The organism is Haloarcula amylolytica JCM 13557, assembly GCF_000336615.1.
Lineage (GTDB): Archaea > Halobacteriota > Halobacteria > Halobacteriales > Haloarculaceae > Haloarcula > Haloarcula amylolytica.
This window is the reverse complement of record NZ_AOLW01000010.1, coordinates 155,017-181,215: the sequence shown is the minus strand read 5'-3', so window position 1 is coordinate 181,215 and position 26,199 is coordinate 155,017. Positions and strand designations below refer to the sequence as shown.

The 26,199-nt window shown below is 65.4% G+C and carries 17 protein-coding genes; 8 read left to right on the top strand and 9 right to left on the bottom strand.

Annotated features, from left to right (window positions below):
* Window positions 1-32: 32 nt before the first annotated feature.
* Both C442_RS04435 and malA read right to left on the bottom strand, forming a co-directional pair.
* The gene (locus tag C442_RS04435; protein ID WP_008308162.1) at window positions 33-4,568 is read right to left on the bottom strand and encodes a glycoside hydrolase family 15 protein; all 4,536 of its coding nucleotides are present in this window, start codon (window positions 4,566-4,568) and stop codon (window positions 33-35) included.
* Between the two features lie 126 nt (window positions 4,569-4,694).
* Window positions 4,695-6,689 (bottom strand): alpha-amylase MalA, encoded by a 1,995-nt coding sequence (gene malA, locus C442_RS04430; RefSeq protein ID WP_008308159.1) that lies wholly within the window; start codon window positions 6,687-6,689, stop codon window positions 4,695-4,697.
* 97 nt (window positions 6,690-6,786) lie between these two features.
* On the opposite strand from malA, the gene C442_RS04425 reads away from it, so the two are divergent.
* The gene (locus C442_RS04425) at window positions 6,787-7,122 is read left to right on the top strand and encodes a hypothetical protein (RefSeq protein ID WP_008308157.1); all 336 of its coding nucleotides are present in this window, start codon (window positions 6,787-6,789) and stop codon (window positions 7,120-7,122) included.
* A gap of 361 nt (window positions 7,123-7,483) precedes the next feature.
* Here C442_RS04425 and C442_RS04420 read toward each other — a convergent pair whose 3' ends face one another.
* Window positions 7,484-8,248, bottom strand: a complete 765-nt coding sequence (locus C442_RS04420) for an IclR family transcriptional regulator (protein WP_008308155.1) — start codon at window positions 8,246-8,248, stop codon at window positions 7,484-7,486.
* Between the two features lie 414 nt (window positions 8,249-8,662).
* On the opposite strand from C442_RS04420, the gene aceB reads away from it, so the two are divergent.
* On the top strand, window positions 8,663-9,970 hold the full coding sequence (gene aceB / locus C442_RS04415; RefSeq protein ID WP_008308153.1) for a malate synthase AceB: 1,308 nt from the start codon (window positions 8,663-8,665) through the stop codon (window positions 9,968-9,970).
* A 45-nt stretch (window positions 9,971-10,015) separates the two neighbouring features.
* Here the strand turns inward: aceB and C442_RS04410 are convergent, their stop codons facing one another.
* Window positions 10,016-10,396 carry a VOC family protein gene (locus C442_RS04410; protein ID WP_008308151.1) on the bottom strand — a complete coding sequence of 127 codons (381 nt, stop codon included), beginning with the start codon at window positions 10,394-10,396 and terminating at the stop codon, window positions 10,016-10,018.
* 102 nt (window positions 10,397-10,498) lie between these two features.
* On the opposite strand from C442_RS04410, the gene C442_RS04405 reads away from it, so the two are divergent.
* The gene (locus C442_RS04405; protein WP_008308150.1) at window positions 10,499-13,546 is read left to right on the top strand and encodes an FAD-binding and (Fe-S)-binding domain-containing protein; all 3,048 of its coding nucleotides are present in this window, start codon (window positions 10,499-10,501) and stop codon (window positions 13,544-13,546) included.
* Between the two features lie 438 nt (window positions 13,547-13,984).
* On the opposite strand, the gene C442_RS04400 is transcribed toward C442_RS04405, so the two are convergent.
* The gene (locus C442_RS04400) at window positions 13,985-15,283 is read right to left on the bottom strand and encodes a DUF362 domain-containing protein (RefSeq protein ID WP_008308149.1); all 1,299 of its coding nucleotides are present in this window, start codon (window positions 15,281-15,283) and stop codon (window positions 13,985-13,987) included.
* Window positions 15,284-15,407: 124 nt separating this feature from the next.
* On the bottom strand, window positions 15,408-16,538 hold the full coding sequence (locus C442_RS04395; protein WP_008308148.1) for a serine hydrolase domain-containing protein: 1,131 nt from the start codon (window positions 16,536-16,538) through the stop codon (window positions 15,408-15,410).
* Window positions 16,539-16,688: 150 nt separating this feature from the next.
* Between C442_RS04395 and C442_RS04390 the strand changes: the two genes are divergently transcribed.
* The gene (locus tag C442_RS04390; protein WP_008308147.1) at window positions 16,689-17,459 is read left to right on the top strand and encodes an IclR family transcriptional regulator; all 771 of its coding nucleotides are present in this window, start codon (window positions 16,689-16,691) and stop codon (window positions 17,457-17,459) included.
* A 60-nt stretch (window positions 17,460-17,519) separates the two neighbouring features.
* On the opposite strand, the gene C442_RS04385 is transcribed toward C442_RS04390, so the two are convergent.
* Window positions 17,520-18,683, bottom strand: a complete 1,164-nt coding sequence (locus C442_RS04385; RefSeq protein ID WP_008308146.1) for an acyl-CoA dehydrogenase family protein — start codon at window positions 18,681-18,683, stop codon at window positions 17,520-17,522.
* A gap of 82 nt (window positions 18,684-18,765) precedes the next feature.
* On the opposite strand from C442_RS04385, the gene C442_RS04380 reads away from it, so the two are divergent.
* The gene (locus C442_RS04380) at window positions 18,766-20,235 is read left to right on the top strand and encodes an aldehyde dehydrogenase family protein (RefSeq protein WP_008308144.1); all 1,470 of its coding nucleotides are present in this window, start codon (window positions 18,766-18,768) and stop codon (window positions 20,233-20,235) included.
* 96 nt (window positions 20,236-20,331) lie between these two features.
* Window positions 20,332-21,147 (top strand): aminoglycoside N(3)-acetyltransferase, encoded by an 816-nt coding sequence (locus C442_RS04375; protein ID WP_008308143.1) that lies wholly within the window; start codon window positions 20,332-20,334, stop codon window positions 21,145-21,147.
* Window positions 21,148-21,181: 34 nt separating this feature from the next.
* On the opposite strand, the gene C442_RS04370 is transcribed toward C442_RS04375, so the two are convergent.
* Window positions 21,182-22,243 (bottom strand): zinc-dependent alcohol dehydrogenase family protein, encoded by a 1,062-nt coding sequence (locus tag C442_RS04370; RefSeq protein WP_008308140.1) that lies wholly within the window; start codon window positions 22,241-22,243, stop codon window positions 21,182-21,184.
* Between the two features lie 143 nt (window positions 22,244-22,386).
* Window positions 22,387-24,042: a long-chain-fatty-acid--CoA ligase gene (locus C442_RS04365; RefSeq protein WP_008308138.1), complete on the bottom strand. Its 1,656-nt coding sequence runs from the start codon at window positions 24,040-24,042 to the stop codon at window positions 22,387-22,389.
* Window positions 24,043-24,206: 164 nt separating this feature from the next.
* Between C442_RS04365 and C442_RS04360 the strand changes: the two genes are divergently transcribed.
* A complete protein-coding gene (locus C442_RS04360; RefSeq protein ID WP_008308136.1) occupies window positions 24,207-25,001 on the top strand; it encodes an enoyl-CoA hydratase/isomerase family protein in 795 nt (264 codons plus the stop codon).
* 43 nt (window positions 25,002-25,044) lie between these two features.
* The gene (locus C442_RS04355; protein ID WP_008308133.1) at window positions 25,045-26,115 is read left to right on the top strand and encodes a phosphotransferase family protein; all 1,071 of its coding nucleotides are present in this window, start codon (window positions 25,045-25,047) and stop codon (window positions 26,113-26,115) included.
* Window positions 26,116-26,199 lie beyond the last annotated feature (84 nt).

Sequence of the window (26,199 nt, the reverse complement as noted above, 5' to 3'; positions counted from 1 at the left end):
AGTTATAAAGTGGTAACTACTTGTTGGAGTGGCTAGAGGTTGAGCTGCCAGACGGTTGTCCCGGCGGTTACCAGGTCCTCGTCGTCCGCGGCGGCAACGATCACCTGGTTCTCACCGGGGTCGACGTCGACCGCGACTTCGAACTCCCGGTCTTCGACGGGGATGTACGTGATGTCGGCAGGGGTCTTGACGACGACACAGACACCGGTCGTCTCGCCGGAGACGACCAGTTCGTTCCCGCGGAACTGCGTGTCGACGCGGAGCGCGGGGCTGCGGTCGGGCGTGTGGGCTCGGCGCTCCCGGTAGCGGTCGTCGACGAACGCGGGCGTCTCGACCGGTTCGCCGGCGCTGATGCCATGCGCCAGCCGGACGTACTGGGCCATCGACCACGCCAGCGGCGTCGCCGAGCCGGTCCCTTCGGCGAACTCCCAGTCGTAGTCGGTCGCGTGGCCCCGGTCCCATATCTGTTCGGCGATCATCCGGCCGGAGTTCGCCACGTCCTGCATCATCCGGAGGCAGTTCTCGGGCGGGATGTCCGGGTCGTCACGGTGGAGTTCGTACTCGGCGCGCTCGCCGGTGAGCAGCGGCCAGAGGCGACCCTTCCCCTTGTGTTCGACCGTCCACGGCGCACCCTGATCGTCCCGGCCGCGTTCGCCGTAGCCGTCGCCGTTGTACCGGTAGAACCCGGGCGCATGCTCCGTGTCGACGCTGATTGTGTCGTCGACCTCGACGAGCGAGTTCCGGATGGTCTCGTCGTCATCGGGCTTGACACCCAGCCGGACGAGTTCGAGGAAGCCGCCGTCGATGATGTTGCGTTCGTCCAGCGTCGGGCCGTCGTTGGCGAGCGTGCGGAGGTGGCCCATCTCGGGGTTCCCATCGAGCGTGACCCGCGTGTAGTAGGGCGTGGTGGTGTGGCGTTCGGTCCCGGTCTCGGTCGCGGTCCAGGCCTCGACGTTGTTCGCCCACTGGTCGGCCAGCGACAGCCAGACGAGCGCGTCGGCCTCGTGTCCAGTGTCGAGCGCGAGCTTCGCCGCACACGCGAGCCCGGCGATCTCGGCCGCAATCGAGGACGGCGAGAAGCCGGCCTCCTCCTCCCAGCGCTCCTGTGCCGTTTCGGGGCCGTGGCGGACGACGTACTCGGCCGACCGCCGGACGTTCTCGTAGCTGTACTCGACGTCCTCGAAGTCGACGCCGCCCTCGGCGAGGCGGTACGCCATCACCTGCGGGAACGAGATGTTGTCCATCTGTTCGCCGCCCCAGCGGGTCGTCCCGTTGACGTAGGTGTTCTGCGGGATGAAGCCGGCCTCGTCCTGCTGGTACTCGTAGATGTACTCCAGTTGCTCCGTGGCGATGTCCAGCGACCCGATGGCGTCGAACACGCTGAACACCTGATACAGGTCCCGGGACCAGACGAAGTTGTAGCCGTAGCCCTTGGGCTCCTCGGCGTGGACGGCCTCGCCCCACGGCACTGACGGCGAGGCGATGGACGCGCCGCGGTAGGTCTTGTCCTCGACCGCTAGCAGCGTCATCAGCGCGGTTCTGTACTGGTTCGCCAGGTCCTCGTCGCCGGCGACCGACTCCGGGAGTGGCTTGTCCGAGAGGAAGTCGGCCCAGCTGTCGGCGTACTCGGCGCTGACCGTCTCGTAGCCGCGGTCGAGCGCGCCGTCGGCTTCGCCCAGCGCGGCGGCGGTGTCGGCCTGCCGTGCGAAGCCGAGCGCGACCGTGTCGCTGACTCTGGTTCCCGAGTCCAGCCGCCCGATGAGGACGAGGTTCGTCCCGTCGATTGATTCGACCGGGTCCGGGAGGTCACCGTCGGAGTACAGCCCGTCGAGGCGGTCGCTGCCGGCCGCGCCGACGGTGGCCCAGTCGAAGCGCCCGGCCGCGGCCATCGCCACGGCGATGGAGTAGGCGTCGCCGTTCTCGTCGACGAGCAGGTCGTTGTCCGTCTCGTCGGTGTAGGCCCGCGGGTTCCGGCCGACGAGGTGGTAGCTCCCTGGCTGGCCGTATCTGATTGCGCGGTCCTCGGTCACCGTGCTGGTGAGCGCGATGTCGGCGACGGAGAACACGTCGTAGGACTTGCCGTCCTCGGCGCTGAAGGACACGTCGGCGACGATGGCGTCGTGTTCGGGGTCGGTCGCGTAGTCGACGGTCAGCGTCCACTCGTGGCCCCGGCCGTCCCCGGTCTCGGTGAAGACGTGGCGATAGAGGAGCGCCTCGTCGTCGACGGGTTCGACGCGTCGCCTGACGCTGTCGTCGGTCCGGCGGTTCTCGCGATGGGTCCGGACGGCATAATCCGTCTCGTCCGTACACCGGACCAGGAAATCCAGCGTCCGCAGGTTCATCAGGTCGACCTGCGGGTAGCGGGCCTCCGTCAGCGCGCCCTCGGTGAGCGTGAACCACACGCGCGAGGGGTCTTGCTCGTCGTGGTCGGCGACGGTGCCGACGCCGTACTTCTCTCCGGTCGTCCAGGTCGGGCGCTCGCTCGGCCCCTCGGTTCCCGCCGATGTCGTGGGGAGCGCGTTCAGGTCTCCCAGACGCGCAGTCGCGTGGAGCCGCAACGCGTGCGACCAGCCAAGCGGTGTCGCGCTGTCGAGGTCGCCGTCGTCGAAGGCCTGTTCGGCGAGGTAGCCGGCATCGGACGTGAGCGGGCCGTCGTCGTCGAGTAGTTCGTAGAGGTCGCTCGCGCGGTCGAGGTAGGCGTCGCCGCTCCCGTCGCGGTCGTTCAGCATGTCGCCGACGCGGGCGGCGGCGAGGGCCCCCATCGCCGTCGTAACCGTCCAGACCTTCTCGCTGTCCTGATGACCGGTCCGCCAGCGGTCGCCCTCGTAGCGGGCCAGTCCCGCGACCCGGCTCTCGGTGGGGTTCCGAAAGAGCGTATCGAGCGTCGTACTTACGTGGTCGGCCAGGCGGATGATGTGCTGGTCAGCAAGCGAGGTCGACTCGACGCTGTCGTACTCCTGTAGCGCGTCCGCGAGGTGGAGCCCCGCGGCGTCGATGCGGTGGTCCGGCGTCCCGTTGGTCAGCCCCATCACGTACACGCCCAGGTCATCGTCCCAGAGGGTATTCAGCCCGTCAAGCAGTCGGTCGGCTGCCGCCAGGCTCCGCTCGCAAACCGACTCTGGCATGGGGGCGCGGGTCACCGCAGCGAAGGCCTCGATGAACGTCGCAGTGGTGTGCGTGAACTGGCCGACCGAGTCCTCCCAGACGTTCTGACACGGCTCGGGCAGGTCGTTGGCCGCGATGTCTTCGATGAGCGTGTCGACGGCCGCATCGATTGTCTCCCGAACCATCGCCGTCAGTTCGGCGTCCATCTTGCTGCGGTGTGTTCGCAACAGTGTCGCGAGGAAGGCGGTGACGGTCGCAGTCTGGTCGGCCTGATACTCCGGTGATTCGGCGTTGTGCTCGACTCTGGCGTTGGCCCAGCCCGGCGCGATAGCCCCGGTATCGGCCCAGACGCGGTGGGGCCACCGCCCGTCGGAAAGCTGGCTGTCACAGAGGAACTCCGCGCTCTCGGTCAACATTTCGACGGTGTCGATATCGAGTCGGGACCCGGCTTCGAGCAGATGCCGGGAGACCGAGGCGTCGTCGCGGAACCAGACGTAGCCGTAGCCGCCGGAGTTCGAGTAGAACGGGTCGAACTCCGGGGCGGCGATGCGACCGCCGGTCGGCGAGGACAGCAGGTCAAGCACCCGCAGGTCCATCCGTATCGAATCTGACCGCGGTGTCGATTCGGCCACGTCGATGCGCGTTCGCTCCCGCCCGGCCTGCCGGAGATCGTCAGACGTCGTGTGCTCTCTCACACAGTCGGCGAGGTCGAGGAGTGCCGTCTCCCGGTCGACCTCGTCGTGGTTCGAAAGCTGGCTGACGAGCGTCGTGTCCTTGCTGCGACCGGACCGGTCGAGCGGCGCGGTCACGAGGAAGTCACCGGTGAGGCGGGTCTGGTCGCGTCGCTCGACTGGCTCCGACCGCGGGAACGCAATCGGGCTGCCGTCGAGTATCTCTGCGAGGCGTTCCGGCCGCTGTCCGGCGACGGCGTCCAGCCCGGTCGACGAGGCGAGGTAATCGTGCTCTCGCCGATGGTACACCTCCAGTACGCGCGAGTCGTCTGGCCCGGCGTCTTCGTGAATCAGCGAGCCGACGCCGCTGTCGCTGCTGTCGGGGGCCAGCGTGACGAACGCCACGAGCTTGGCGTCCTGTGGAACCGCCCCGCGCATCGCGACGTGCGTGACGTGGGCCCGGCCCAGCGTCAGATCGTACTGGTGGACCGTGAACGACCCCGCGTCGTATTCGGTCTCGACGAGCCGCGTCTCGCGGTAGTAGTGCTGTCTGATCGTTTCCAGGTCACTGAACCACCGTGTTTCGTCCCCAAGCATAACCCCGAGCCTGGAGCGGTCAATACCGGAGAGCCCGGAGAGCGAATCGGAATAGTCCTTCAGCGTGCCGTCTTCGCCGACGTGTACGAGCCGATCACCGTGCCCGGAGAAAGAGCCTGAAACAGTCCTGCGTTCTTCTGGAAAGCGCTCGTGACGAGTCCGCTTGTATTCGTTGAGCGCTGTCGAAAGCCGCATACACATCAAAGCAGACCAATCTCTATAAACTCCTGTGGTTCGGACAAATTAGTGATACTTCGAGGGAGTGGCTGCATATCCCGGGAGAGCGGGGCCGCTGATGCCGAACAGATCCGCCCGCGCGGTCTACTGGTTCAGAGCACTCTCGTCAGCCGGGAACACGCCCACGCTGTCGACCGTAACGGTCGCGCCCCCACTATCAGCGGCCCCACGATGCTCCCCAGAAACGAGGTCGGTATCATCGGTCCCGGCTGGTAGCCCGACCGTCGACGGTTCACTACTGAAGTTGAGCACGACGACAGCCGCGTCTTCCGTAGTTGTCCGTGCGTACGCGACGACGCGGTCGGACGGGCCGTCCCGGACCTCGTACGGGATTCGGAGGAGGTCCGCGTCGGCTGACAGCGCCGGCTGGTCGTGTCTGACCGCGGAGAGGTCACTGACGAACGACTGGAGCGCCTCGTCGGCGTGGTCCCACGCGAGGTCGTCGCGCCGGCCGCGCTGGCCGAACTCCTGGCCGGCGTACAGCAGCGGCGCGCCCGGGAGCGTGAACAGCGCACCCGCGGCGGCCTCGGCGGCGTCCCGCCCGTAGTCGACGACGTAGCGCGTCTCGTCGTGGTTCTCCGCGTACAGCATGAACGACGCGTGCTCCGGGAAGCCGATCTCCGCCCGCCCCTCGATAGCACCGAGGACGGCCTCGGCATCGCCGCCGTCGCCGACCTGCCGGAGCGCGGCGTAGGTCGTCGAGTCGAAGTGCATATCGAACAGTCCGGCCTGAAAGTCTGGGATGTACGGGATGGTCTCGTCCAGCAGCAGGAACTCGCTGTCGCGGTCCTTGCAGTAGTCGTGGATCTCGCGCCAGAAGCTGTTCGGGACGGCCCAGGCCATGTCACACCGGAACCCGTCGACCAGTTCGGCCCACTGGGCGACCGCATCGAGCAGGTGCCGGCGGACCGGCAGGTGGTCGAAATCGAAGTTCGCAATGTGCTCCCAGTCGAAGTACGTCTCCGGCTCGGTGTCGCTTCGCCACTCGTACCAGTCGCGGTACTCGCTGTCCGGGCCTTCGACGGCGGACTCGAAGTAGGGGTGGGTCCGCGCCGAGTGGTTGCACACCAGGTCGAACAGCACCTTGAACCCGCGGTCGTGGGCCGCTTCGACGAACCGCTCGTAGTCCGCGCGAGTGCCCAGATCCGACGCGATTTCGAAGAAGTCGGTGATGTTGTAGCCGTGGGGCGCGTGGTCGTTCTGTAACACCGGCGTGAGCCAGATGGCGTCGACGCCGAGCGAGTCGAGGTAGTCCAGCCGGTCGATAATCGCGTCGAAGGGCGATTCGTCGCTATCGCCGGCGAACGTGCGAACGTAAATCTCGTAGATGACCGAGTCCTCGGCCCAGGCCGGCGCATCGTAGGGCCGTCTGGCGGCGACCCCCGCGCCGCTCGTCACCGTCTCGACGCCGTCCCCGTCGCGGGTGAACTCGACGGCGTCGGGCACGCTGTAACCGTGGTCTCCGACCGCGACGGCGTGGATGCGAGCGCGCTCCGGGAGCGCGTCCAGCGGAATCCGGAGAGCCGTCCCGTCCCGGGTCACCGCGTCGGCATCGATATCGTCACGGTCGTCCAGCAGGAACTCGACGGCGAGGTCGGCGGCCGTCTCGGTCCCCTCGGGATGGGGACTGCAGTCGGCCCGAACGACGGCTTCGTCGCCCTCGATGTCCGGCCGCAGCGTCAGGCGTGGCTGGCCGCCGCCACTGCCGCCGTCGCCGCCGTCCCCTGCCCCGGTGTACTCGCCGCTCCCGCTGCGGCCGGAACCGCTTTGCCCGCCGGAGACGCCACCGCTGTGACCGCCAGAGCGGCCGGACGTGTGTGTCCCGCTCGATTCGAGGGCCCCCGGGAACGCGCGGACAGTGAGGTCGTGTTCGCCGTCCGGTGCGGTGAGTCGGACGACGTATCTGCCCGGCGCGTCGGGGACGAGGTGTTCGACCGGGCCGTCTCCGAGCGATACCGTTGATTGCGCCGGTGCCTGCGTCAGTCGCCAGGTGTAGGTCGCCGACGGGTCCGGGTCGCGGGGCGCGAGTTCGACCTCGTCACCCGTCGCCACGAACCGCGGCGGTCCAGGATGGTGCATAGGTTCACTGCGATTGTCAGTGTCTTTGTACTTGGGGTAGCCGCGAGCGTGCCGCCGCCGGCAGCATCGCTTTCCGGCTACGGCGTGTACCCCCGCTGTGCCCGACTACCGACGCGACGCCGGGTTTGCGCTGCTCTGTGGACTGGCACTCGTCGCGTATCTCCGACAGACGGGCGCAGTTGAGACGCTCTGGTCCGAGTCCGCCATCGCCGTCGGCGTGGCCGTCGCACTGGGTGTCGAGGCGCTGTTCGTTCTCGACACGCCCGTCGCGGCGCTGTGGGAGCGCCGCGGCGTCCGGACGACGTCGGCAGTCGCACTCCTGGGTGTTGCCGGCGGACTCGCCGTCTTTCTGGGCCCGGTCGTCGTCGCCGCGACGTGCTGGGGGCTCGTAACGTACTTCGGCATCCTCGCTGTGTGCCTGTGTTACCGGTGAGCGTTCACCCCTCGCGGGGACGACACCGGTCGATGACCGTAGTAACCACCTACAACTATACGCTCCAAGCTAGCTCTGTAATAGAATTATATAAATACCGACTTCGATACTCGGAGTTGTTTTTGAGGTTTCGAACCCAAATAGAAGATACTATATTTAAAAAGAGTTGAAGTAGCCCGATTATGTAGCTAAATGAGGGTATCGAGGGCGGAGTATTTCTCTACAGTAGCCAGACTCGTCCACCACGGACAGCGGGTATTCGGCCGTCGAATAACAACTGTACTGGTATTAGACTCTTCCAGTACCGGCCAACCGTCGGCGACGGAACTCGGTGTATCTGTCGAGACAACAGACAGAGCGATTATTCGTGAGCCAGATTCACCTCGATGACGTTAGCGGCCTGCTGCACCGTGTCGATGAGTTGTGCTTTGCGGCCCGGCGACTGCAACCGGTTGATGGGCGCGGTGATGCTGATGGCGGCCTCGCGGCGGTCGCCGGTGTCGATAGGGACCCCGACGCAACCGGTTCCGTCGACCCGTTCCTCGGTGTCGTCGGCGACCCCCCGCTCTCGGATCGTCTCCAGCTCCGTGAACAGCGTCTCGCGGTCCGTGATGGTGTTTTCCGTCTCGGCCGGCAGTCCCCGGGTCTCGATGATTTCCGCGACCCGGTCGTCGTCGAAACTCGACAGGAGGGCTTTGCCGATAGCGGTCTTGTGGAGGTGGATGCGCTTCCCGAGGCGCGTATCGAGCGCGACCGCCTGGTCGCCGCTGGTGGTGTGGATGTAGATGCCGTAGCCCTGCTCCTCGATCATCAGGTTCGCCAGTTCGCCGGTCTCGACGGCCATCCGTCGAACTTCAGGCTTGGCCACCTCGTAGATGCCGTCGTAGCGCTGTGCCATGCCGCCAAACTCCAGCCACCGGAGCCCGATGCGGTACTCGCCGTCCCGTTCCACCACCAGCCCCTCGTCTTCAAGCGTCACTAGGTGCTTGTATATCGTGCTCTTGGCCGGCTCCAGTGAGTCGGCGAGTTCGACCAGCGTGGCGCTCCCGCCGAGTGCCTTGATACCCGAGAGTACCGCCAGCGAGGTCTGCGTCGCCCGGACCGAGTCCGTTTTCGCCCGTGTCATTAGGCACCAGTTCTGGTGCCGCTCGAATAAAATTGCCGTATCGACTGTATCAGCGTCGCTGCGATAGCTACCGGGAGTGTACGTGACACCGGACCAGCGTCTCACGGCCCATGAACCGACGACGGCGTTCGAAAATACGAAACGGAGAACCGGAGCCAGCGGCAAGAATCCAGCAACCGGTGTCGCCGGTACCGCCGCGGCGTGGCGACCGAAGGGTCGCGAGATCCCGACAGAACAGTGCGCACCGTCGACCGCTGTGTCGTCCGAGCGAACAGGCACTAATGGTAAGGAAGTGTGAATATTTCTCATTTCCGAACGGCGTGGGAGCGAGTGAGACAGCGGCTCTCGCTGGTGTTTCGTTCGATGGCGGACGGTAGATTTAAGCGGTTCCGTCGGCTCTCTTTGAGACGAGTTATGAGTGTGACGCGACACTACGAACGCGAGTTCGTCAGAACGTTCTTTACCTCTCCGACAGCGGTCGACGGGGAGGACGATTCCGCGAAGATGCTCCGGAGCGCGGGCCAGCTCCGCGGCCTGCAGGCCCCGGACGTCTGGGTCCCGGACAACGAGGACGCGACGGCACCGAACATGCGCGATGAGGGCGTCCAGAACATCATCGAGGTCGTCGCCGAACAGGGCGCGGAGTTCCCCGGCGAGATCCACCCGCGCGTCGTCTGGCACCGCGAGTCTCCGGCGACCCGCTATCAGGGGTTCCAGCAGATGCTGGAGATCGCCGACCCCGACAACGGCGCGGTCGAACACATCGACGGCTTCGTCATTCCGGAGGTCGGCGACATCGACGACTGGAAGAAGGCCGACGAGTTCTTCACCATCATCGAGCACGAGCACGGGCTCGAAGAGGGTAGCCTCTCCATGTCGGTCATCGTCGAGAGCGGCGAGGCCGAACTGGCGATGGGTGACCTGCGCGAGGAGATGGGCAAGCCCTCGAACAACCTCGAACGCATGTTCCTGCTCGTCGACGGCGAGGTCGACTACACGAAAGACATGCGCGCGATGACGCCCACCGGCGAACTCCCGCCGTGGCCCGAACTGCGCCACAACACCTCCCGGGGTGCCAGCGCCGCGGGCCTCATCGCCGTCGACGGCCCATACGACGACATCCGCGACGTCGAGGGGTACCGCGAGCGGATGAAGGAGAACCGCGCGAAGGGGATGACCGGCATCTGGTCGCTGACGCCAGGCCAGGTCGTGGAAGCGAACACGGCCCCGCTCCCGCCGAAGACTGGGAGCTGGCTCCTCGAAGCTGGCGGCCGAGAGGTCGAACTCGAAGAACAGGACGGCAAGCAGGTGTACGACGGCGACGACCTCTCGCTTGAGGAGGTCAGCGACGGCAGCTACGTCCTGCAAGCAGGTGGTGACCGACTGGAACTGGACAAGGACGAACTCACCGAGGAACTGCTCGACCGCACCGCATACATCCCCAGCATGAACGACATCGTCGACTCCATGGAGGAGTTCGAGGCCGCGAAGGAGGCCGGCAAGGGCGCCATCGCCATGACCCAGGCCGCGACGCTGGTCATCGACGGCGTCGAAGTCGACATCAGCAAGGACCGGATGTGGGACGAGGCCACCTACCAGGCCGCCCAGACGCCCATCACGCTGTTCCAGGACGTGTACGAGCACCGGCCGGATCAGCACGAGGAACTGGCGGAGATGTACGGCGCTGACATCGTCGAACGCGCTACGGCCGTCGGGAACTAGCGGCCATCGCCAGCATTTCGTCATTCGAAACGCCGTGGGTTCGGTTCAGTCTTCGAGCGGTTCGATGAGCTCGACATGATGGCCGTCGGGGTCCGCGACGAAGGCCGTGTACGCGCCGGCCTCCGGCTGTGGACCGGGCTCTTTGATGACGCCGTGGTGGTCAATGCGGTCGACCGTCGCGTCGACGTCGTCCACGCCGAGCGCGAGGTGGTCCCAGCCGCTGCCCATCTCGAAGCTCGTCTCCCCCGCTGTCTCCGAGAGTTGCAGTTCGACGCCGTTGTCGTCGGCCACGTAGTAGTTGGTCGTCTGGCCATCCGGCGTGGTGAACTGCCAGGACTCCTCGAAGCCGAACTGTGCGTAGAACGCGATCGATTCGTCGGCGTCGGCCACGTTCAGGCACATGTGGAGTACGCTTGCATTGCCCATACAACGCTTCCGACGCCCCGGGGTAAATAGCTGGTGGGCTACCCAAAGTGAATTGTGACCGCATGCCACAGATTTTAATGATTATTACTCCTGAATACGTGTATGGCGATCGAAAACGTCGAGGACACCTGGTCGGCACAGGAACTGGACCTGAATCGACCGGATGTCGACGCGTATCGGGACCTGGCGGCCGAGCTTCGCTCGCGGGTCTCGGGTGGGGTGGAGTTCGACGAATACGCCCGTGTTCTGTACGCGACAGACGGAAGCATCTACCGCGCCGAACCGGCAGGGGTCGTGTACCCGACTGACATCGACGACGTGCGGGCGGCCGTCGAAGTGGCGACGGACCACGGCGTTCCGATCATGCCCCGTGGGACCGGGTCGTCGCTCGCGGGACAGGCCGTCGGACCGGGCTGTGTCGTCCTGGACATGTCCCGGCACATGGACGGGATTCTCGACATCCGGCCGGACGAGCGGACGGCGCACATCCAGCCCGGCGTGGTGCAGGACGACCTGGACGATACGCTGGCCGAGTACGGCCTGAAGTTCGCCCCGGACCCGGCGTCGTCGAACCGCGCCTCGGTCGGCGGCGGCATCGGGAACAACTCCACCGGCGCACACTCCGTCAGGTACGGTATCACCGACGCCTACACGGACGCGGTGAAAGCCGTCCTCTCGGACGGCTCGCTCATCCACGCCCGCGAGGTCGTCATCGACTCGCCGGAGTGGGACGACATCGTGAGCAAGGACGACCGCGAGGCCGAAATCTATCGAACAGTCCGCGAAATCGTCGAGGAGAACGCCGACGAAATCGAGGCCCGTTATCCCGACCTCAAGCGTCGGGTCTCAGGCTACAACCTCGACCGCGTCATCTACGAGAACGACGACGGCGAGCAGGTGCTGAACCTCGCGAAGTTGTTCGTCGGGAGCGAGGGAACACTGGGTGTCATCGTCGAAGCCGAACTCTCGCTGGTGACAGTTCCCGAGGAGACTGCCCTGGCGCTGTACTGCTTCGATACGCTCGCGGACGCGATGCGGGCCGTCCCGGTCGCGCTTGACTACGACGTCAGCGCCGTGGAGTTGATGGACGACGAGGTGTTCCGGCTCGCGGCCGAGTCAGACGGCTACGCCGAGTACGTCGATCCGATTCCCGACCGCGCAGCGGCTGCACTGATGCTCGAATACGACTCGGAGCTCCACGACGACTTCGAGGCGGCCATCGCCCGGACCAACGAGCGGTTCCTGGACAACGGGACGGCCTTCGACGTAGTCGAAGCCTACACCGACGCGGACCAGGCCGACCTCTGGAAACTCCGGAAGGCGGCGATTCCGCTCCTGATGTCGCTGGACGGCGACCCCAAGCCGTACCCGTTCATCGAGGACGCGACGGTCCCGCCGGCCGAACTCGCCGAGTACGTCGAGAAGTTCGAGGAGATACTGGCCGACCACGACACGTCGGCCGCCTACTTCGCCCACGCCGGGTCCGGCACGCTCCACATCCGGCCCATCCTCAATCTGAAAGAGATGTCGGGTATCGAGGATATGCACTCCATCACCGACGACGTGACCGACCTCGTGCTCGAACACAACGGGTCGTTCTCCGGCGAGCACGGCGACGGGATGGCTCGGACAGAGTTCACGCCCAAAATGTACGGCGAGGAGCTCTGGGACGCGTTCAAGCAGGTCAAGACGGCCTTCGACCCGCAGTGGTGGATGCACCCCGGCAACGTCGTCTACCGAGAGGGGCCGGAGGACATCGGCCCCGATGCCGACCGGGGCGTCGGCGCGGATATGCGCGAGAACCTCCGGTACGGCCCGGACTACCAGTCCCTGGAGCCACAGACGGCGCTCGACTTCGAGGACGAGGGCGGCTTCTCCGAGCTGGTCGAACTGTGTAACGGCTGTGGGACCTGCCGACAGACCGACGGTGACGTGATGTGCCCCACGTACCGGGCCTCTGAAGAGGAGGTGCAGACGACGCGCGGCCGAGCGAACCTCCTCCGGTCGGCCATCAGCGGCGACCTGGACGAAGACGAGATCCACTCCGAGCGCTTCCAGGAGGAAGTGCTCGACCTCTGTGTCGGCTGCAAGGGCTGCAAGAGCGACTGTCCGACCGGCGTCGACATGGCGAAACTCAAGACCGAGCTGAAACACCAACACCACGAAGCGGAGGGGACTAGCCTCCGGGAGCGCCTATTCGCCAACATCGACACGGCCTCGAAGGTCGGGTCGGCGCTGGCCCCGGTCTCGAACTGGGCGACGAACATCCCGGGCGCGCGGGTCGTCATGCAGAAACTGTTCGGCATTGCGCCGGAGCGCGAGCTCCCGACCTTCCGCCGGGAGACGCTGCAGGACTGGTTCGACGACCGCGGCGGCTCGACCGTCTCGCGAGCCGAGGCCGACCGCAGAGTCCTGCTGTTCCCCGACACGTACACGAACTACTCGTACCCGGCCGCCGGTAAGGCCGCCGTCGAAACCCTCGAAGCCGCGGGCGTCCACGTCGCCATTCCGGACAACACCGCGCCGTCCGGGCGGGCGGCGTACTCCACCGGGATGCTGGACCAGGCCCGCGAGCGGGCCGAGACGAACACCACCCGACTTGCCGACCGCGTCGCGGAGGGCTGGGACGTCGTGTTCGTCGAGCCGTCCGACGCCGTGATGTTCCAAGACGAGTACCGCGACCTGCTCGACGGCCCTGCGGTTTCGCGGGTGGCAGACAGCGCCTATGGCGTGCTGGAATATCTCGATACCTTCCGTATTGACGACGCGCTGCCGGTCGAGGACCGCTCGCTCGGGGCCGCTGGCGCGGTCAGCTATCACGGCCACTGCAACCAGAAGGGGACCAACAAGGACCACCACGCCGTCGGCGTCATGCGCCGCGTCGGCTACGAGGTCGACCCGCTGGACTCGACGTGCTGTGGCATGGCCGGAAGTTTCGGCTACCACGACGAGCACTACGACCTCTCGAAGACTATCGGGCGACTGCTGTTCGACAAGGTCGAGGAAAGCGACGGCGACCGCGTCGTCGCGCCCGGCGGGTCCTGTCGCTCCCAACTGGGCGACCGGGACGGCGTCGACGAGATTCCACCGCATCCTATCGAGGTTGTCGCCGAGCGACTACCAGACACGACAGTCGAGCAGTCGGTATGACAGGTTCGGCGACTGTTCACGCAACTCAGCGGGCAGTCCTGGTGGACCGAGCCCGGTAGTGTCCGGACACACCTCTGTCTGGGGATAATTGAGTCGTGTATATCGCCATATATTGCGCTTGTATCGGTCTTTGTAGTTAGATTCGGATATACTATACTACTTCTGGCTTTTTACTTTCATATATGCGTTAAATCACTCGTATCTTTGCACTCTAAGAATTGTAAACGCGATATAGCTGTATATAGTCTATCAATAGGACGAAATCCTCCCAAAGTGGATGTAGTACTCGCGCTTCTGCTCGCATCCAGTTCCTCTGCCAGTTCGGACTGAATCCTATTCCGATAGTTTCATACACATGACTTTTACATCCAGAGAAACGGATGTACAGTTGTTAGAAATTGTTCCAGATGCATGACGGGGACCGTCGTCACCCGACTGTCAGTCCCGGGTAAACGACGCGGTGCCGTCGGTGAACGTGAGCGACTCACGGCCGGTAACCTCGGCGGCGGTCGGCAGGGCCTCGACGAGCGGCTCGGAGACGTGTAGTTCGGACAGGTCCTGCGTGGTCTGTATCCAGACGATCCGGACGGTGTCGGGGTCGTAGCCACCGAGCGCGGACAGCGCCGTCCGGATGGCGAACTCGTCGTCCGGCGCGACGAGCGGGAGCTTGGCCTTCGCCGTCGAGCCACTGGTGAGCGCGTTCGCGTACGTCTTCTGCAGGTCCAACTGGTCGACCGCAGCCTGGCGGGTGATATCGGCCAGGCCGATGCCGTTGCCGTTGCCCTTCGTCGCCTCGGTGAGCCCGCGGGCGTACAGCAGTTTGATGGCCGGCTCGTCGGGGTCCGGCGCGTTGAGGACGCGATAGCGGCCGATGACGTTGGTGTCCATTCCCGCGCCGGAGACATCCTTACCGAGTTCGTCGATGACGAGCAGGTCGATGTCATCCACGGGAAGCGTCGCCATCTCGTCGTAAGCCCGCTCCAGCAGCGCGGGCTCGCGGTCGGTGAACGACCCCGCCGGCACCGCTTCGACGTGGGCCGTCTCCTCGTGGAAGTTCTCGACCAGCGCCACACCGCCGACAAGCGGTAGCGCCGCTTCGACGGCCGGGAGCGCGGTTTCCAGCGTCTCGACGTACCCCTCCTTGATAGCGGTCGAGTGGAACGCGTTCGCGCCGCGTTGCTTGCCCAGCCCGACGACGGTCATCTTCGTCAGGCCGCTCTCGATGCGGCCGCTGTAGTTGGTGTGGGGCTTCACCCGATTCACGACGACCACGGCATCCGCTTCCCGTGCCGCCGCCGAGACGTGGACCGGAAACTCGGTGTCACCGACGGTGACGGTGTCGACCTGGTCGGTCTCCATCCGGGCGTCGATAGGGGCATCGAGGCGCGATTCGGTGATGCCCAGGCTCTCCAGCACCTCGCGCTGACCCTCGGGCGTCGCCCCGCCGTGGCTCCCCATCGCTGGGACGACGACCGGCTCGAAGCCCCGGTCGCGAATCGCCTCGACGACGGCCTCGGCGATGTCGTCGATGCGGTGGATACCGCGGCTACCGACGGCGACGGCGACAGTCGCACCCGGTTCCAGCCCGTCGAAGTCGAGCCGGTCGAGTTCGGTCCGCGCCGCGGCCGACGGGTCGTCGACGGCGGCCGTCTCCGGCTCGTACCGGACACGAACGAACTCCGGCAGCGGCTGTGGGTCAATGAGGTGGTCCACGTCGCCTCGGTCGGGGAAGTTCATATCGGGGGATCAGAGCCGAGCCATACAAAAACCGGGGTCGCCCAGCTCTATGGTGACCGGGGATACGGACATCGACCCGAACGATCAGGGAATGCCTGCGACGGCAGTCCCCAGATCGGCCCGGTCAGTCCTGTAACAGCAGTCGGACGGCGTCGGAAAGCTGGCCGACGCGGGCGGCGTGTTCGAAGGACTCGTCGCGGATGCCGTTCGTGACGAGCGCGAACCCGACGTTCAGTTCGGGGTCGGCCCAGCCGAACGAACTCCCGAGGCCGGCGTGGCCGAACATGCGCTCTTTGCTGGCGGCCCCGAACATATCGGCGGCCAGCCCGCCGGTCCAGACGCCAAGGCCGTAGCGGGCCGGGCGTGACAGCGTGCCGTCGGACTCGGTTTCGGCGTGGGTCGTGGTCGCCTCGTCGACGGTCGCTTCGGTAAGCAGTTGCGTCCCGTCCAGCGACCCGCCGTTGGCGAGACAGGCGTAGAACCGGGCCATGTCCCGGGCAGTACCGATACCGTTGGCCGCGGGCATCACCGTCCGGCGCATCGCTTCCTGATTGTATGCCCCGGCGTACGCGGCAGGGTCTTCGAGCCCCTCGTCGATATCGTGACACCGTTCGAACGCCTCGTAGCCGGCCAGGGTCGCCACGTCGTTGGGTTCGTCGTCCCGCAGACCGATGCCGGTGTTGTCCATCCCCAGCGGCTCGAACACGTTCTCGGCGACGTATTCTTCGACCGACTGGCCGCTACAGCGGCGGATGAGTTCGCCGACCAGCCAGCCGTAGTTGATGGCGTGATACGCCGGCGTCGTTCCGGGCTCGAACACGGGTTCGATGTCTTCCATCGCCGCGACGACGGCGTCCCAGTCGCCCCAGCTTTCGTACTGTTCGTCGAACTCTCCGAAGGGGATACCGGCGGTGTGGCTGAGCACCTGTCGGACTGTAATCGATGCTTTCTGCGTGCCGTCGTCGGCAAACTCCGGCCAGTGCTCGACCACCCGGTCGTCGTAGTCGAGTTCGCCCTGCTCGACGAGCTGGTGCAGGCCGACGCCGGCGAACGGCTTCGTACAGGAGAACAGTACGTGGCGCGTCTCGGGCGTCGTTTCGTCACCGTCGGGACCCGTGGAACCGCCGGCGAAGTCGACGACGAGGTCGCCGTCGACGTACACCGCCAACTGTGCGCCGTGGTGCAGTCCGACCTCGAGTTGTCGGTCGAACTGAGCCCGGAGCTGTTCGATGGCGTCTGCGCTGAGTTGTGGCATACCTTGTCTTGACTCCGGCGAGATAATAGAAGTTAGGTTCTGTTCGGTCGCGGAATCAAGCGGCAGACGGCTACTGATTGCGTTCGAGCTGTCAGACCATCATGGTCGATTATGCGAAACGTTGATGTCACTAAGCGGTCACAACTCCGTATGCTCGAAAACAAGAACGGAACGTCGGAGGTATCGACGACCCGGACGTCGTTCGAGATTCTGGGGCTGATTCGGGACGCGGGAGGCGCGACAATTGCGGAGATTCGGGCGGAGACGGACCTGGCCAAGAGCACGGTGTATCGGCACCTCAAGACGCTGCACGACATGGACTATCTCGTCGAGGAGGACGGGGAGTACCGGCTCTCGCTGCGGTTTCTGCAACTCAGCGAACCGCCGCGGATACGGCGACCGGGCTATATCGTCGCCAAGCAGAAAGTCATCGAACTGGCGATAGAGACCGACGAGCGGGCGCTGTTTCTGGTCGAGGAGGGCTTCGAGGGCGTGTATCTCCATCGGGCCGGCGGCCGGAATCCCCTGCAGAGCGACACGATGATCGGCAAACGCCGGCCGCTGCACGCGCTCGCTTCGGGGAAAGCCATCCTCGCGGAGTGGCCCGACGAACGCATCGAGGAGTTCGCCGAAGCCACCGCCCTCGAAGAGTTGACGGCGAACACGATTACCGACCGGGACGCGCTGTTCGAGGAACTCGAACAGGTCCGTGAGCGGGGCTACGCGACCAATATGTCCGAACACATGGACGGCCTGCGGGCGGCTGGCGTGCCGGTGTACAACCACGAGGACGACCTCATCGGCGCGTTGAGCGTCTTCGGGCCGAATGGCCGGGTGAGCCAGGACGACATCGAATCGACGTACCCCGATCTGCTGGAACGGAAAGCCAGCGAGCTGAAGATCGACCTCACGTACGATTGAGAAGTACTGTTTCGCATCAGCGGGGCCGTTCCGTATCCCGGAAGAGATTCCACAGCCGCCCTACTCGAACGCCGGAATGCCAGTCAGGTCGTGTCCGAGGATGAGCGAGTGGATGTCGTGCGTCCCCTCGTAGGTGTAGACGGTTTCGAGGTTCGTCAGGTGCCGCATCGGGGAGTAATCAGCAGTGATGCCGTTGCCGCCGAGCATCTCGCGGGCCACCCGTGACTGCTCGCGGGCCATCCGCGCGTTGTTGCGCTTGGCCATCGACACCTGTTCCGGGCGGAGGTCACCGCGTTCCTTCAGGTCGGCGAGCCGGTGGGCGAGCAACTGGCCCAGCGATATCTGGGTCGCCATCTCCGCGAGCTTCTCCTGCTGGAGCTGGTAGCCGGCGATTGGCTTCCCGAACTGCTCGCGGTCGGTCGCGTATTCGTGGGCGGTCTCGAAACAGTCCATCGCGGCCCCCACCGTCCCCCAGGCGATGCCGTAGCGGGCCTGTGTGAGACAGGACAGCGGCCCCTTCATGCCCTCGACGCCCGGCAAAACGTTCTCCTCGGGGACGCGGGCGTTCTGCAGGCCGATCTCGCCCGTAATTGACGCGCGCAGCGAGAGCTTCTCGTCGATCTTGTTCGTCGTCACGCCGTCGCGGTCAGTCTCGACGAGGAAGCCCCGCACGGGGTCGCCGTCGGCGGACGTGACCTTTGCCCAGACCACTGCGAGGTCGCTGATGGGCGCGTTCGTGATCCACGTCTTCGAGCCGTTCAGGACGTAGCCGTCGGCGTCGCGCTCGGCCGTCGTCTCCATCGCCGACGGGTTCGACCCGTGTTCGGGCTCGGTCAGACCGAAACAGCCCACCCGCTCGCCGCTGCCGAGCGCCGGCAACCACTCCTCTTTCTGGGCGTCGCTGCCGTAGGCGTGAATCGGGTACATGACGAGCGCACCCTGGACGCTGGCCATCGAGCGCAGGCCGCTGTCGCCGGCCTCCAGTTCCTGCAGCAGGAGGCCGTAGGCTGTCTCGCTGAGTCCCGGCAGCCCGTAGCCATCGAGGTTCGGTGCGTAGAACCCGAGGTCGCCCATCTCGGTGATGAGGTCCGTCGGGAACGTCCCGTCGATCCAGTGCTGGCCGACGTCCGGCTTGACTTCGTTCTCGACGAAGTCCCGGGCCGTGTCACGGACCATCCGCTCTTCCTCGCCGAGGTCGCCTTCGAGACCGAGGTAATCGATCATATAGGATCTGTGGCCGGGGTTCAATTAAGCGTTTGCCTGCTGCCAAAGTGCTAAAAGTCCGTAGCGCTGTCGACAGCATGGAATGTCACAACCAGATAGCCAGACGGCGTGGAGCCAACTGTACATCGACGGAGAGTGGCGCGACGCCGGAGCGTCTGATACGATTCCGGTGACTAACCCCGCGACGGGCGAGGAAATCGCGGCGGTGCCCGCCGGGACAGAGGGGGACGTCAACGACGCCTATCAGGCCGCCGAAGCGGCCCAGTCCGACTGGGCGGCGCTGTCGCGCGAGGAGCGCAACGAGTACGTCCAGTCGATGATTGCGGTGATGCAGGATCGGCTCGACGAGATCGTCGAACTGCTCGCGACGGAGTCCGGCAGTGTACAGGCCAAAGCGACTGCCGAGGCCAACTTCGCCATGGCGGACTTCCAGAGCGCGCTAGAGATGGTCCCGCCGGAAGAAGAGGTCCGCGATTCGATGTATCACGAGGATAAGGACCATCACATCGTCCGCGAACCCGCTGGCGTCGTCGGGATTATTTCCCCGTGGAACTTCCCGCTACACCTCACGACGCGGGCGCTCGGCCCCGCGCTCGCACTGGGGAACACCGTCGTCATCAAGCCCGCGACGGACACGCCGATTACCGGCGGGCTCCTGCTGGCCGACATCGCCGAGGAGGCCGGCCTCCCGGACGGCGTCGTCAACGTCGTCACGGGCCACGGCTCCGACATCGGCGACCGGATGGCCGGCCACCCGGCCGCCCGCGTGATGTCGTTCACCGGATCGACGGCGGTCGGCCGGTCCGTGGCCAGTCAGGCCGGGAACGCGCTCGCCCTTCCGGCGCTTGAACTCGGCGGGAACGGACCGTTCGTCGTCACCGAGGACGCCGACATCGAGGCAGCCGCAAAGGCCGGCTCCGTCGGCGCGTTCGGCCATCAGGGACAGGTGTGTATCTCGATTAATCGCCACCTCGTCCACGAGGACGTCTACGACGAGTACGTCGAGAAGCTCGTCGAGCACGCGGAGTCGCTGACCATCGGGAACCCGCTCGACGAGGACGTGGAGTTCGGCCCGATCATCAACGAGAGCCAGGTCGAACAGCTCACCTCGTTCATCGAGCAGACCGTCGACGCCGGCGCGACGCTGGAAACGGGCGGCGAAGTCGAGGACCTGTTCCTCGAACCGACCGTTCTCTCGGAGTGTACCAACGATATGTCCGCGGCCTGTAACGAGCACTTCGGCCCTGTCGCTCCGGTCATCCCGTTCGGGTCCGACGAAGAGGCTGTCGAACTCGCCAACGACACCGAGTACGGCCTCGCCGCGGGCGTCTACAGCGGTGATGTCGAACACGGTCGGTCCATCGCCGACCAGATCGACGCCGGGATGGTCCACGTCAACGACCACCCGATTCAGGACGAACCCAACGCCCCGTTCGGCGGGATGAAGAACTCCGGCCTCGGCCGGTACAACGGCGAGTGGATCATGGACGAACTGACCGAGACCAAGTGGATCTCCGTCCAGCACGAAGAGCGCGACTACCAACTGCTCTGAGCTGTCAACTATAGGGCCACAGCAGGTAGCCCACGATAACGACTCTGTGGGCCCGGCGAACACGAAACTTATGCCCGCTTTCGGCTATCATCCCTCATGGACACGCCGCGCCCAAGCGACCGTTCAGCGGAACCGGTCACCGTGGATTCGATAGCACGCGACCTCCGTACGCTGGGTCTCAAAAGCGGGGAAACAGTACTGGTCCACGGGTCACTGTCCGAACTTGGATGGGTCTGTGGTGGCGCACCAGCGGTGGTAGACGCCCTGCAGCGTGTCGTCTCTGAGAGCGGGACGGTGGTGATGCCAACGCACTCGCCCGACAACAGAGACCCCGACAATATGGAGCATCCACCAGTCCCGGACTCGTGGGGTGACACGATTCGCGAGCAGTTCCCCCCGTACCGACCGGCAGTGACGCCAACGCAAGGAATGGGTGCAATCGCCGAGTGTTTTCGCACGTATCCAGATGTCCACCGGAGTGCCCACCCACAGCATTCGTTCGCCGCATGGGGTGCCGATGCCGAGGCCATTGTCGGCGGTCACGCCTACGATTACTCGCTCGGGGAGGCATCACCGCTGTCCGGGGTCTATGACCGTGATGGGACAGTCCTGTTTCTCGGAACGTCACATGCGACCAACACCTCGCTGCACCTCGCCGAGTACCGCGCCGATATCGAGGCCGACACGACTGACCACGCCAGTGCCGTCCTCGCCGACGGTGAGCGCGAATGGCGCTACTGGGAGGATATCGAACTCGACGATGAGGACTTCCAAGCCTGTGGCGATGCGTTCGAGCGTGCACACTCCAGCGCCGTCGAGACAGGCACTGTCGGCGTCGGCGAGTCGAAACTCCTCGCCCAACAGCCGATGGTAGACTTCGCCGTCGAGTGGCTGGCAGCGAACCGTTCGTAGGGACCGGCGAACCGCAGCGCAGTGCCGGCGTAACTCAGAACTCGTCGATGACGGGGATGCCGACCGTCTCGTACTCGCCCATCGACGAGAGGGTGGCCGGCACGTCTTCGAGCGCGAGCGTCTCCCCGACAATCTTCGAGGGGGCGAGCGTCCCAGCGTCGATGAGTCTGAACAGCTCGTCGTAGCGAACTGGCGGCATCCCGTAGGAGCCGTGGAAGTCGATCTCCTGCAGAGTCATCGTGTCCACCGGCAGGGAGATCTCGCCGGCCTCCTCGTCAGTCGTGAGGCCGACCTGAACGTGGGTTCCCTGCTTGTCCAGCGAGCCGACAGCGTTGCGGCACGTCTCGGCGATGCCCAGCGCGTCGATTGCCACGTCGGCCCCGCCGTCCGTGACCGCATGGACCTCGCCGGGGACGTTGTCCACCTCGGCGGCGTTGATTGTCGCCGCCGCGCCGAGGTCCCGCGCTCGGTCGAGTTTGCCCTCCTGTACGTCGACCGCAATCGGTTCGGCCCCCAGCGCGTCGGCGATGTGGACCGCCGAGAGTCCGACGCCGCCACAGCCGTGAATCGCGACGGCGTCGCCCGGCCTGAGGGTTGCCCGGTCGGTCAGCGCGTGGTACGCCGTCATGAACCGACAGCCCAAGCCGGCCATCTCGGTGAAGTCGACGGCGTCCGGCAGCGTGACGCAGTTGAAATCGGCTTCGCGGACGGGGAACGCCTCGGCGAACGCCCCCGGCGCGGCGTCGAGGAAGCCAAGCGGCATCGACGTCTCACAGATGTTCGCGTGCCCGCGCTGGCAGTACTGGCACGACCCGTCGCCGAGGTGGAACGGGACCGTAACGCGGTCCCCCTCGGAGAACTGTTCGACGTCCGCGCCCACGTCGGCGACGATCCCAGCCGGCTCATGGCCGAGAATCTGCCCGGGCCCGGTCTGGATGCCGAACCACTCCCAGTCCCCCTGCCAGGCGTGCCAGTCGCTCCGGCAGACTCCGCAGGCTTCTGTCTCGATGACGACCTGATCCGACTGGGGCTCCGGATAGGGCACGTCCTGAATCGTGAGCGGTTCGCCGTGCTCCTCGATGACAGCTGCTCGCATACCGCAAGGTGCGCGGGGCTAGCATAAATACCTATCCGCGATTGGACTTGGTGTGGCTGATCCGGCAGCGATAGCTGCTCGCGACCGAGGCCGCCGCCGATACTATTTTGACAGCCGGAATGCCCCGCCGCGCTTCAGTCGGGTTACGTCGCCGGGGCGTTCTCGGCGACAGTTTCGATGATCGACTCGTCGACGTACTCGTCACGGAGCGTCTGCTTCGAGAACTTCCCGGTCGCGCCCTTGGGAATCCCGTCGACCAGACGGATGGCGTCGGGGACCCACCACGACGGGTACGACTCGGCGACGAGGTCCTTGATTTCCTGGCGCAACGCGGCTTCGTCGGACACAGCATCGCGTGTGACGACGAACGCGGCGGGGCGCTCGTCCCACCGCTCGTGGGGGACCGGGACGACGGCGGCTTCGACGACCTCGTCGTGACCCATGACAGCGTTTTCGACCTCGACGCTCGCTATCCACTCGCCGCCGCTCTTGACGAGGTCGTCCATCCGGTCGACCACGTCGACGTACCCCTCCGGACTCACCCGGACGATGTCACCGGTCTTGAACCAGCCGTCGTCGGTGACGGCCTGTTCGGTCGCGTCGGGGGCGTTGTAGTACTCCTGTGTGACCCACGGGCCGCGCATCCAGAGTTCGCCCAGCGACTCGCCGTCCCAGGGCACTTCCTCGCCGTCGGTGTCGACGACTTTGAACTCCAAGCCGGCGATCGGGAGCCCCGCGGAGTGGCTCCGCAGGTCGAACAGCTCCTCCTCCGGAAGGTCCGCCATGCCGGGCTTGGGCTCGTAGGCGTGGGTGACCGGCGACGTTTCGGTCATGCCGTAGCCGGAGATGAGGTCCACATCGAACTCCTGCTTGTAATCCTCCATCAGTGACCGCGGCGTCGCGGACCCGCCGCTGGTGAAGTACCGAACCGACGAGAAGTCCACGTCGGTCTCGCGGGCGTACTCGAGCAGGTCCATGAAGACGGTCGGGACCGCTGCGGAGACGGTCACGTCCTCTTCCTCGATAAGCCTCGCCAGGTCCTCGGCCGACGGGTTCGGCCCGGGGAGGACGGTCTTGGCTCCGGCGGCGATAGTCGTGAACGGGCGACACCAGCCGCTGACGTGGAACATCGGGACGTACGTCAGTTCCACGTCGTCGGTCTTGATACCGGCCTCGCTGGTCATCAGCGACATGACCTGTGTCCAGTACATCTTCTGGGTGTACTCGACGCCTTTGGGCTTGCCTGTTGTCCCGGACGTGTAACACATCCCCGCCGGCTGGTCCTCGGGCAGTTGCGGGAAGGAGTAGTCGGGGTCGCCGTCGGCGATGAACGATTCGTAGTCGACGACTGGCTCCAGCGACGTCTCCGGTACCTGATCGCCCATCACGATGTACTGCTCGATGGAGGCGAACGCCTCCTCGTCGTACGCCGCTTCGAGTTTCTCCAGCATGACGGGGTCGACGATGAGGATCTCGTCCTCGGCGTCGGCCACGATGTGCTGGATGTGCTCGTCGGGCAGGAGAAGGTTAATCATGTGGACCTGTGCGCCCATGCAGGCGACGCCGTAGTAGGCCTCCTGGTGCCAGTGGTTGTTCCAGGCGAAGGTCCCGACTCTGTCGCCGCGTTCGATGCCCGCCTGTTCGAGGGCCGAGGCCAGTTTCCGCACGCGCTCGGCGTACTCCGCTATCGTATACCGGTGAATCCCCTGATGTGTCCGCGAGACGATCTCGCTGTCAGGGAACACGTTCTCGCCACGCCACAGGAACGACCGGAGGTTGAGTGGTGCACCACCTGGCATACTCCGTGTCAACACACACCGATATGTTAAAACTAGCCCCGCCAGGTGCGGTGGCCTGGCGCTCCCAGCGCGTCGCCGACGATGGCTGAAACTGTAAACCAGCGGTAAATTTATACCGGAACCCTGTGAAGCGACCCCATGCAGCTACGACAGAGGGATATCCGATGAGCGAGTCCGTACTGCTCTCTATCGACGACGGTATCGCCACGCTGACACTGAACGAGCCGGAGACGCGGAACGCGCTCACACAGCCCGTGTACGACGCGCTGGAGCGCCACCTCGACACTATCGAGACAGCGTCCGATGTTCGATGTGTCGTCATCGAGGGCACTGGCGAGTCGTTCTCGGCCGGCGGGGACATCGAGGGGATGAGCGAGCGGCTCACGAACGACGACCCGACCGACGACGCCGTCAGCGAACTGGCCCGCCGGACCCGTGACACCATCGCCAGAGTCGTCGCGCTGCCGGTCCCGACCGTCGCGAAGGTCGACGGGTCGGCCGTGGGGGCCGGCGCGAACCTCGCTATCGCCTGTGACATCCAACTGGCGAGCGAGTCGGCCAGCATCGGTTTCGTGTTCCGGCAGGTCGGCCTCAGCGTCGACGCCGGCACGTCGTACCTGCTCCCGCGAGTCGTTGGGACGAACGTCGCAAAGGAGCTGGTGTTCACCGGCGAGATTCTGGACGCCGAGCGCGCCCAAGAACTGGGCCTGTTCAACCACGTCTACGATGCCGCGGCGTTCGAGTCCGAAGTCGAGGCGACCGTCGGCCGTATCGCCAATGGGCCGACCGTTGCCCTCCGGCACTCGAAACGACTGCTTCAGGACGGGCTGGAGAAGTCCTTCGACCGCGCCCAGCGTGACGAGGCGACGGCGCAAGGTATCGTCTTCGAGACGGCCGACCACGAGGAAGGGGTCGAGGCGTTCCTGACCGACCGCCGCCCGGAGTTCGTCGGACGGTGACACGACCCGCAGTTTTTCATAACAGGGGGGTGAAGCAGGTGCCATGACGGAACGCAGCAGCGACTACTACCAACGGCTGGTCGACGAGGACGCCCTCGAATCGTTTTTCACGAGGGAAATAGGACCGGTCGAGACGTTCGACGTTGCGCGCCACGAGCAAGGCCACTCCAACGAAACGCTGTTTGTTACCTGGGGCGACCGGGAACTGGTCGTCAGGCGGCCCCCGCCGGGCCAGACCGCCGAGACGGCCCACGACGTGTTGCGGGAGTATCGCGTCATCGACGCGCTACAGGACACAGCCGTGCCGGTCCCGCCGACGGTGACAGCCTGCGATGACCACGAGGTCATCGGGAGCGATTTCTACGTCATGGCCCGCGTCGAGGGGACCGTCATCCGAGACGAAGAGCCGGAACGCTTCGCAAACGACGACGCTCGGGAGGCCGTCGGCACCGAACTGGTGGACACCCTCGCGGCCATCCACGAAGTGGACCCCGAATCCGTCGGCCTGTCCGACCTCGGCCGTGCGAGAGGGTATGCGAAGCGGCAGGTCACGCGCTGGGGGAAACAACTGGCGTGGGCGTTCGAGCGGACGGCCGAGTCCCGTACCATCCCCGAACTGGAGCGGGTCGGCTCGTGGCTGCAGGACGAGTGCCCCGACGACCACCCGGAGACACTGGTTCACGGCGATTACAAACTCGACAACGTGATGTTCGGCCCCGGTGCTGACCCCGAACTCGCCGCTGTCTTCGACTGGGAGATGGCGACACTGGGCGACCCACGGGCCGACCTCGGCTGGCTGCTCTCGTACTGGCGCGACGCCAAGGACCCGAAGCCGGAGATTCCCGACCTCGCAATGGAGTTTATCGAAGCGCCGGGGTATCTGACCCGGCAAGACCTGGTCGACCGCTGGGAAGCCCAGACGGGCCTTACTTTCGAACACGAGCGGTTCTACCGGACGCTCGCCGTGTACAAGCTCGCCGCCCTCGGCGAGATGTTCTACCGCCGCTATCTGGAGGGGAACGCCGACGACCCGTTCTATCCCCTGATGGAGAACCGCGTCCCGGCGCTGGCCGACCGCGCGATCCGGATTATCGAGGGCGACGAACCGCTCTGAAAACGAAGAGAGACGATTGAGATTATCTGCCGGGCGAGTGGACGGGTTTCCTGAAGTGGATTGAAACAGCCAGAAAGCCCCGAC

Bases quoted from the DNA above. Each gene is read 5' to 3' on its own strand.
- C442_RS04395 (WP_008308148.1), bottom strand. From the start codon at position 16,538: ATGCCACAACTCAGCGCAGACGCCATCGAACAGCTCCGGGCTCAGTTC.
- C442_RS04405 (WP_008308150.1), top strand. From the start codon at position 10,499: ATGGCGATCGAAAACGTCGAGGACACCTGGTCGGCACAGGAACTGGAC.
- C442_RS04375 (WP_008308143.1), top strand. From the start codon at position 20,332: ATGGACACGCCGCGCCCAAGCGACCGTTCAGCGGAACCGGTCACCGTG.
- C442_RS04355 (WP_008308133.1), top strand. From the start codon at position 25,045: ATGACGGAACGCAGCAGCGACTACTACCAACGGCTGGTCGACGAGGAC.
- C442_RS04400 (WP_008308149.1), bottom strand. From the start codon at position 15,283: ATGAACTTCCCCGACCGAGGCGACGTGGACCACCTCATTGACCCACAG.
- C442_RS04370 (WP_008308140.1), bottom strand. From the start codon at position 22,243: ATGCGAGCAGCTGTCATCGAGGAGCACGGCGAACCGCTCACGATTCAG.
- C442_RS04410 (WP_008308151.1), bottom strand. From the start codon at position 10,396: ATGGGCAATGCAAGCGTACTCCACATGTGCCTGAACGTGGCCGACGCC.
- C442_RS04360 (WP_008308136.1), top strand. From the start codon at position 24,207: ATGAGCGAGTCCGTACTGCTCTCTATCGACGACGGTATCGCCACGCTG.
- C442_RS04365 (WP_008308138.1), bottom strand. From the start codon at position 24,042: ATGCCAGGTGGTGCACCACTCAACCTCCGGTCGTTCCTGTGGCGTGGC.
- malA (WP_008308159.1), bottom strand. From the start codon at position 6,689: ATGCACCATCCTGGACCGCCGCGGTTCGTGGCGACGGGTGACGAGGTC.
- aceB (WP_008308153.1), top strand. From the start codon at position 8,663: ATGAGTGTGACGCGACACTACGAACGCGAGTTCGTCAGAACGTTCTTT.
- C442_RS04435 (WP_008308162.1), bottom strand. From the start codon at position 4,568: ATGCGGCTTTCGACAGCGCTCAACGAATACAAGCGGACTCGTCACGAG.
- C442_RS04385 (WP_008308146.1), bottom strand. From the start codon at position 18,683: ATGATCGATTACCTCGGTCTCGAAGGCGACCTCGGCGAGGAAGAGCGG.
- C442_RS04390 (WP_008308147.1), top strand. From the start codon at position 16,689: ATGCTCGAAAACAAGAACGGAACGTCGGAGGTATCGACGACCCGGACG.
- C442_RS04380 (WP_008308144.1), top strand. From the start codon at position 18,766: ATGTCACAACCAGATAGCCAGACGGCGTGGAGCCAACTGTACATCGAC.
- C442_RS04420 (WP_008308155.1), bottom strand. From the start codon at position 8,248: ATGACACGGGCGAAAACGGACTCGGTCCGGGCGACGCAGACCTCGCTG.